Annotated in this window: 7 protein-coding genes and 1 pseudogene; 5 read left to right on the top strand and 3 right to left on the bottom strand. The window is 69.8% G+C overall.

Annotated features, from left to right (window positions below; all coding sequences use genetic code 11):
* A pseudogene (locus tag G6022_RS10965) lies at window positions 1–330 on the bottom strand (pyruvate kinase); the annotation flags it as partial.
* 270 nt (window positions 331–600) lie between these two features.
* On the opposite strand from G6022_RS10965, the gene G6022_RS10960 reads away from it, so the two are divergent.
* On the top strand, window positions 601–804 hold the full coding sequence (locus G6022_RS10960) for a cold-shock protein (RefSeq protein ID WP_007629661.1): 204 nt from the start codon (window positions 601–603) through the stop codon (window positions 802–804).
* A gap of 353 nt (window positions 805–1,157) precedes the next feature.
* Here G6022_RS10960 and msrA read toward each other — a convergent pair whose 3' ends face one another.
* The gene (gene msrA / locus G6022_RS10955) at window positions 1,158–1,835 is read right to left on the bottom strand and encodes a peptide-methionine (S)-S-oxide reductase MsrA (protein ID WP_182639586.1); all 678 of its coding nucleotides are present in this window, start codon (window positions 1,833–1,835) and stop codon (window positions 1,158–1,160) included.
* 104 nt (window positions 1,836–1,939) lie between these two features.
* Here msrA and G6022_RS10950 point away from each other — a divergent pair, with 104 nt between their 5' ends.
* Window positions 1,940–2,113: a hypothetical protein gene (locus G6022_RS10950; RefSeq protein WP_179524212.1), complete on the top strand. Its 174-nt coding sequence runs from the start codon at window positions 1,940–1,942 to the stop codon at window positions 2,111–2,113.
* A gap of 15 nt (window positions 2,114–2,128) precedes the next feature.
* Here the strand turns inward: G6022_RS10950 and G6022_RS10945 are convergent, their stop codons facing one another.
* On the bottom strand, window positions 2,129–2,569 hold the full coding sequence (locus G6022_RS10945; RefSeq protein WP_304813335.1) for an NUDIX domain-containing protein: 441 nt from the start codon (window positions 2,567–2,569) through the stop codon (window positions 2,129–2,131).
* 160 nt (window positions 2,570–2,729) lie between these two features.
* Between G6022_RS10945 and G6022_RS10940 the strand changes: the two genes are divergently transcribed.
* The 3 genes from G6022_RS10940 (at window position 2,730) to G6022_RS10930 (ending at window position 6,451) form a co-directional block, all read left to right on the top strand.
* Window positions 2,730–3,332: a superoxide dismutase gene (locus G6022_RS10940; protein WP_031265000.1), complete on the top strand. Its 603-nt coding sequence runs from the start codon at window positions 2,730–2,732 to the stop codon at window positions 3,330–3,332.
* 195 nt (window positions 3,333–3,527) lie between these two features.
* A complete protein-coding gene (locus G6022_RS10935; protein ID WP_182691564.1) occupies window positions 3,528–5,606 on the top strand; it encodes a neutral/alkaline non-lysosomal ceramidase N-terminal domain-containing protein in 2,079 nt (692 codons plus the stop codon).
* Between the two features lie 77 nt (window positions 5,607–5,683).
* Window positions 5,684–6,451, top strand: a complete 768-nt coding sequence (locus tag G6022_RS10930) for an SDR family NAD(P)-dependent oxidoreductase (RefSeq protein ID WP_179524210.1) — start codon at window positions 5,684–5,686, stop codon at window positions 6,449–6,451.
* The last annotated feature ends 24 nt before the right edge of the window (window positions 6,452–6,475 follow it).

Here is a 6,475-nt window from a genome sequence, read left to right as displayed (position 1 = left end):
GTCGCCGGCGGCACGCGCCGTAGCCGTGGTGTGACGGTCGACGAAGCGCGTCGGGTCCTGCCCCCCGAGCGCGGCCAGAGCGGCACGGGCGGCCCGGAGTGCCGCCTCCACGTCGTCCTCGCAGCCGACGAGCGGGGACACGCCGGCGTCGAGCAGTCGGTCCTGCAGATCCCGGAGGTCGTGCCGGCGCAGGGTCGCGTAGTCGACGAGGTTCAGGGCGCCCCCACGGTGGGTCGGGTCCACCCGCTCCATGTCCCGTGCCCGTCCGGCACGGCCGGGGCCGAGGTCTCCCAGGAGGGAATCGAGTTCGCGGGTCAGGTCGGAGTACACCCGCCCAGTCTCGCCGTCGGACGCCCGTCGGAACGCCCTGGAACCGAGGTGGAACGGCGAATTCACCTGCCGGACACCCCGTGGGGGTGACGGACCGGCTCTGAGACTGTAGGGTTCTGCTCAGTAGTTGAAAACGTACGTTGTATTTCTGTAGATCCACCGTTCTTGCGAGAGAACGATGCGGCACCGCAGGGAAACACACAGCACGCTCTCTGCTGCATCATCTGGTACTCCGACAAGCGGAGTGCCGACTCTCGAAAGGACGCCAATATGGCTACCGGCACCGTGAAGTGGTTCAACGCTGACAAGGGCTTCGGCTTCATCGCCCCCGACGACGGCTCCGCCGACGTCTTCGCGCACTTCTCCGCCATCCAGGGCTCGGGCTACCGCTCGCTCGAGGAGAACCAGCAGGTCTCCTTCGACGTCGCGCAGGGCGCCAAGGGCCTGCAGGCGGAGAACATCACCCCGATGTGATCTGACGTCAGAGAGATCTGACGCCGCATCGACGTGAAGGGCCCGGCCCGGGAGAGATCCCGGCCGGGCCCTTCCGCATGTCCCGAGCACACACCCGCTGACGGGACCGCCTCCCCACCACAGGGTGTGTCTGCCATCCGCCTCTGCTCCCCGTCATCCGCGCGCGCGGATGCCATCCGCCCCTGGCAATGAACAGCGGCCCGCCCCACGGCTCACGCCGGAGTTCATGCCCGGGAGCGGATCTCGCCGAGGCGATCATCCGCGGGAGCGCCTGCCGCAGCCGAGGGGGCGAGCGGGGACGGCAGGGGCAGGTGCGGGGCGGAAAGGGCCGAGAAGGCCGGCTCCCCGGGACCTCAGATCGGGCAGGCCACGCCGCTACGGACGTGGCAGTCGTAACCGCCGGGGTTCTTGACCAGGTACTGCTGGTGATAGTCCTCGGCGTAGGCGAACTCGCCGGACCGGACCTCTCCGAACATCCCGAACTCGGTGGTCAGGGGCCCGCGGCCGGCCGCGTCCAGTTCCTTCTCATAGGCGGCCCCCAGTCGACGGGCCGTCTCCAGTTGCGCGGTCGTGGTGGCGAACACCGCGGACCTGTACTGCGTCCCCATGTCGTTGCCCTGCCTCATGCCCTGGGTCGGGTCGTGCCACTCGAAGAACGTGGCGAGCAGTCGCTCGACCGGCAACACCTCGGGGTCGAACACCACCAGGACGGCCTCGGTGTGGCCCGTCGCCCCCGTGCAGGTCTCCTCGTAGGTGGGATTGGGTGTCCACCCGCCCGCGTAGCCGACGGCCGTGGTCCACACCCCCTCGAGCTGCCAGAGGATCTTCTCCGCACCCCAGAAGCAGCCCATCCCCAGCGCCATCGTCTCGTACCCCTCGGGGAACGGCGGCACCATCGGGTTGCCGGTGACGATGTTGGTCGGCGCCACGGCGACCGGTTCGGATCTGCCCGGCAGAGCCGAGTCGGCGTCGATCACCTCGGTCGCCGTGCGCATCGTCGATTGTCTGATCGCGTCCTGTAGCCAGCCCATGGAGCCAGGGTAACCCCGCGGCGGCCGCGTGATCCGGACGTGATGTGACGAACACCATAGTTCGCGATAGGGTGGGCCGCAGATCGACCAGTGGGGAGCTCGACGTGACCGCTTCAAAGCCCGCCGCACAGCAGCTGCACGACATTCTCGACCGCGGCTCGTCCCAGCCCTTCGAGGGGTCGGGGTGCAGTGACCACGTCAGTCACCGGAACCTCGCCGTCAGCGTCCTCACCGCCGCCCTGCTGCTCCTCGCACTCATCGCGATCCTCGCCGTCTGATCGGCGGCCACCCCGTCACGCCAAGCCCTCGCGAGCGACCCTGACCAGTAGCGGAGCCCATGGCGCGCACTGGTCTTCCGGGAGTTGCGCGACGCCCCGGACCTCGGCGGACGTCAGCCAGCGGGCCTCGGCGATCTCCGCCCGGGGCTCCATGTCCTGTTCCGTCTCCGCGGCGAACACCTCGGAGACCAGCCTGAACCCGGGCTCGTTCGCCGTCGCGGTGTCGAACCGCCCGAGCGGGGTCAGGAGTTCCGGGGCGATCGTCAACCCCAGTTCCTCCCCGAGCTCGCGGACCGCGCAGGCCAGCGGGGACTCCCCCGGCTCCCACTTGCCTCCGGGGAGCATGAAGCGGTCCGTGCCCGTCTTGCGCACGGTCACCACGGCCCCGTCCGGCCGGGTCAGGACCACCGCGGAGACGGAGATGACGCGGACAGGGGTCGAACCGGAATGATCCACGCCTCCGATCATGGCAGGTCGGGCGGGTACCCACGGAGCCGCTGCGCCGGTGGCCGACACCGCCGGTGTGCGATCACTATGGTGGGAACCGGACGTCGTGACGGGCGCCATGGGCAGGTCCCACGCGCAGCCCGTCACCCAACTGAGAGGACTCACCACTATGGCCGAGTACGTTCTTCCCGACCTCGCCTACGACTACGGCGCGCTGGAGCCGCACATCTCCGCCGAGATCATGGAGCTCCACCACTCCAAGCACCACGCCACCTACGTCAAGGGCGCCAACGACGCGCTCGAGCAGCTCGCCGCCGCGCGCGAGGACGGCACCATCTCCACCAAGGCTCCGCTGCTCAGCAAGAACCTGGCCTTCCACCTCGGTGGCCACACCAACCACTCGGTGTTCTGGCAGAACATGTCGCCCGACGGGGGCGACAAGCCGGAGGGCGAGCTGGCCTCCGCGATCGACGCCGAGTTCGGTTCGTTCGACAAGTTCCAGGCCCACTTCAACGCCGCCGCCACCACCCTGCAGGGGTCCGGCTGGGCGGTCCTGGGCTGGGACCACATCGGACAGCGCCTGATCATCCAGCAGCTGACCGACCAGCAGGGCAACATCTCGATCAACATGACCCCGCTGCTCATGCTGGACATGTGGGAGCACGCCTTCTACCTCCAGTACAAGAACGTCAAGCCGGACTACGTCAAGGCCTGGTGGAACGTCGTGAACTGGGCGGACGTCGCCGAGCGCTACGCCGCCGCCAAGAGCTGACCACCCCCATCCGACGAACGGGCCCCCGTGCAGCCGCGCGGGGGCCCGTCCTCGTTCACAGGGGTGCCCGTCCTCGTCGCCCGGGTACCCGTCCTCGTCCACCCGGGGCCCTCCCCGGTCAAGCGTCCAGTTGGGTACTCTGACGTCCCATGAGGTGACCAAGGTCACCAGCCGCCCGAGCACCCTGGGAGCCCGATGCCGATGTCTCACCACGTCACCGACCGCCACGGAGCCGGTCATCGCGGCATCCGGCGCCGCACCGTCCTCGGTGGGGCCGCCGCCCTCGGCAGTGTGGTCGCACTGCACTCCGTCCTGCCCGCGGTCGCGCCCGCGCAGGCCACCCGCATGTACGTGGGGCGGGGCATCGGCGACATGACCGGGGAATCCCTCGGGGCCGGGATGAACGGGTATGCCGACACCGAGCAGCACTCCGGGGGTCTGCATCTGCGGCAGCGGGCCCGGGCGTTCGTCTTCGCCGACTCGCCGTCGTCACCCAGGTTCGTCCACGTGACCGCCGAGATCGGGCTGATCTTCCAGTCCATCCAACAGGAGGTCCTGCGACGCCTGTCCGCGGAGTTCGGCGACACCTATCACGAGGGGAACGTGGTCATCACGGCCACGCACACCCACGCCGCACCCGGCGGGACGTCCGGTCACCCGATGGTCGACCTGTCGATGCTCGGGTTCCGGCCCGTCACCTTCGACGCCAACTGCGCCGGGATCGTCGACGCCGTCAGAATGGCGCACCACGACCTCGCCCCGTCGAGCGTCGGGGTCACCACGGGCCACCTGTACGACGCGGGGGTCAACCGCTCCCGCGGCTCGTTCGACCGGGACACCGCCGACGAACGCGCGCACTTCCCCACCGGCATCGACCCCCGGTCACAGTCCCTGCAGATCACCAGGGGTGAACGGCTCGTCGGGGTGATCAACTGGTTCGCCTCGCACGCCACCTCCATGACCGCCGCCAACGCACTCTCCTCCTCGGACAACAAGGGGTACGCCGCCTGGTACTGGGAGCGCGAGGCCGCGGGCCAGGACTACCTGGCCGGCGGCACCCCGGCACTGGTGACCGCCTTCGCTCAGACCAACCCCGGCGACGTCAGCCCCAACCTCGACCTCGAACCCGGTCGGGGGCCGACGCCGGACGAGTGGCTCAACACCCGTATCAACGGCGAGCGTCAGTTCGCCGCCGCGCGCGACCAGGTGGGCCGGAACGTCCGCCCGCTCGGTGGCGGGATCGACGTCCGCCACCGCTGGGTCGACATGTCGGCGGTCGACGTGCGGCCGGAGTTCACCGGCGACGGCCGCACACACCGGACCGCGGTGGCGGCCCTCGGCGCGGCGTTCGCCGCCGGCAGCCAGGAGGACGGCGGGGGCGCCGAGGAGCTGCCCTTCAACGAGGGTGACCGGGGCGGGAACCCGGAGGTCAGAGCCATCTCCGAGCTCGTGATCCCCGCCTGGCTACGAGAGGCGCACGGCGCCAAGGACGTGCTGCTTCCCGTCGGTCTTGTGCCGCACGCCATCCAACGCGTGTACCCGTTCCACCTCGTCCGGCTCGGCGGGCACTACCTGTTCAGCCTGGGTTTCGAGCCGACCGTCGTGGCGGGCCTGCGCCTGCGCCGCACCCTGGCGGCCGAACTCGCCGTCCCCGAGGACCACATCACCGTGCAGGGGTACTCCAACGCCTACGGGCACTACGTCACGACCCCGGAGGAGTACTCGGCCCAGAACTACGAGGGCGGCGCCACCGCGTTCGGCCCGTGGACGCTGCCCGCCATCCAACAGGTGGCCGCCGACCTGGCGCGCTCGATGCGGTCGGGATCCCCCCTGGACCCGGGCGCCTCCGAACGAGACCTCACCGGGCAGATCCCCGTCTCCCCCCTGGGCAACCCGCTCGTGGACACCCCGGCGCCGCTGCGGAACTTCGGTGACGTGCTGGACCCGCCCCTGCCCGGGTACCGGGTGGGGCAGCGGGTCGTGGTCCGGTTCTGCGGCACGAACCCCAACTCCGACCTGCGGCGGGGTGACACCTACCTGGCCGTGGAGCGCCGGGACGGCGGACGGTGGATCCGGGTCCACGACGACGGCGACTGGTCCACGATGATCGTGTTCGAGGGCCTGCTCACCGTGACCAACGCCCTCATCACCTGGGACATCCCTCCGGGGACACCGGCCGGCGAATACCGGGTGGTGTACACCGCCTCCGGTCGGGGCATCGACGGCCGACTGTTCCCCGTGCGGGGGGAGAGCCCGGCCTTCGACGTGCGCTGAACACGGTTCTGGAACACTGGGCCGGTAAGTGCTTGCACCTCCTAGTGCTCGCCTCCTAGAGAGAAAGGACATCGCCCGTGGACATCAAGGGTGCTTCCGTCATCGTCACCGGTGCCGCCTCCGGCCTGGGCAACGCCACCGCGCGCTCGTTCGCAGAGAAGGGCGCGATCGTCTTCGGCCTCGACCTCCAGCAGTCCATCGACAAGGCCGTCGAGCAGGGCATCGACGAGGGGATCACCCTCCTCCCCGCCGATGTGACCAGCGAGGACGACGTCAAGGCCGCCATCGCCAAGGCCACCGAGGCCGCCCCGCTGCGCGTCGTGGTCAACTGCGCGGGCATCGCCCCGGCCGCCCGCATCGTCTCCAAGAAGGGCGTGCACGCCCTGGACCTGTTCCAGACCTGCATCTCGGTCAACCTGGTCGGCACGTTCAACGTGCTGCGGCTCGCCGCCGAGGCCATGTCCACCCAGGACACGGTCGACGAGGACGGCCAGCGCGGCGTCATCATCAACACCGCCTCCGTGGCCGCCTACGAGGGCCAGGTCGGCCAGATCGCCTACGCCGCGTCCAAGGGCGGCGTGTACTCGATGGGCATCTGCGCGGCTCGCGACCTCGCCCAGTTCGGTATCCGGGTCAACACCATCGCCCCGGGGACCATCGAGACGCCGATGTTGCGTGGCCTGACCGAGGAGTTCCAGAAGACCCTCGAGGCCTCCATCCCGTTCCCGTCCCGCCTCGGCCGCCCGTCGGACTACGCGCAGCTGGCAGGCGCGATCGTCGAGCAGGACTACCTCAACGGCGAGAGCTTCCGTATGGACGGCGCCCTCCGCATGGCGCCGCGCTGATCCGAGCAGATGCGCGAAAGGCCC

The organism is Dietzia sp. Cai40 (assembly GCF_014145165.1).
Taxonomy (GTDB): domain Bacteria; phylum Actinomycetota; class Actinomycetes; order Mycobacteriales; family Mycobacteriaceae; genus Dietzia; species Dietzia natronolimnaea.
This window is presented reverse-complemented; position numbering and strand designations above follow the sequence as displayed.

Coding starts and splice junctions, on each gene's coding strand:
- G6022_RS10960 (WP_007629661.1), top strand. CDS start 601: ATGGCTACCGGCACCGTGAAGTGGTTCAACGCTGACAAGGGCTTCGGC.
- msrA (WP_182639586.1), bottom strand. CDS start 1,835: ATGGGCTGGCTACAGGACGCGATCAGACAATCGACGATGCGCACGGCG.
- G6022_RS10940 (WP_031265000.1), top strand. CDS start 2,730: ATGGCCGAGTACGTTCTTCCCGACCTCGCCTACGACTACGGCGCGCTG.
- G6022_RS10935 (WP_182691564.1), top strand. CDS start 3,528: ATGCCGATGTCTCACCACGTCACCGACCGCCACGGAGCCGGTCATCGC.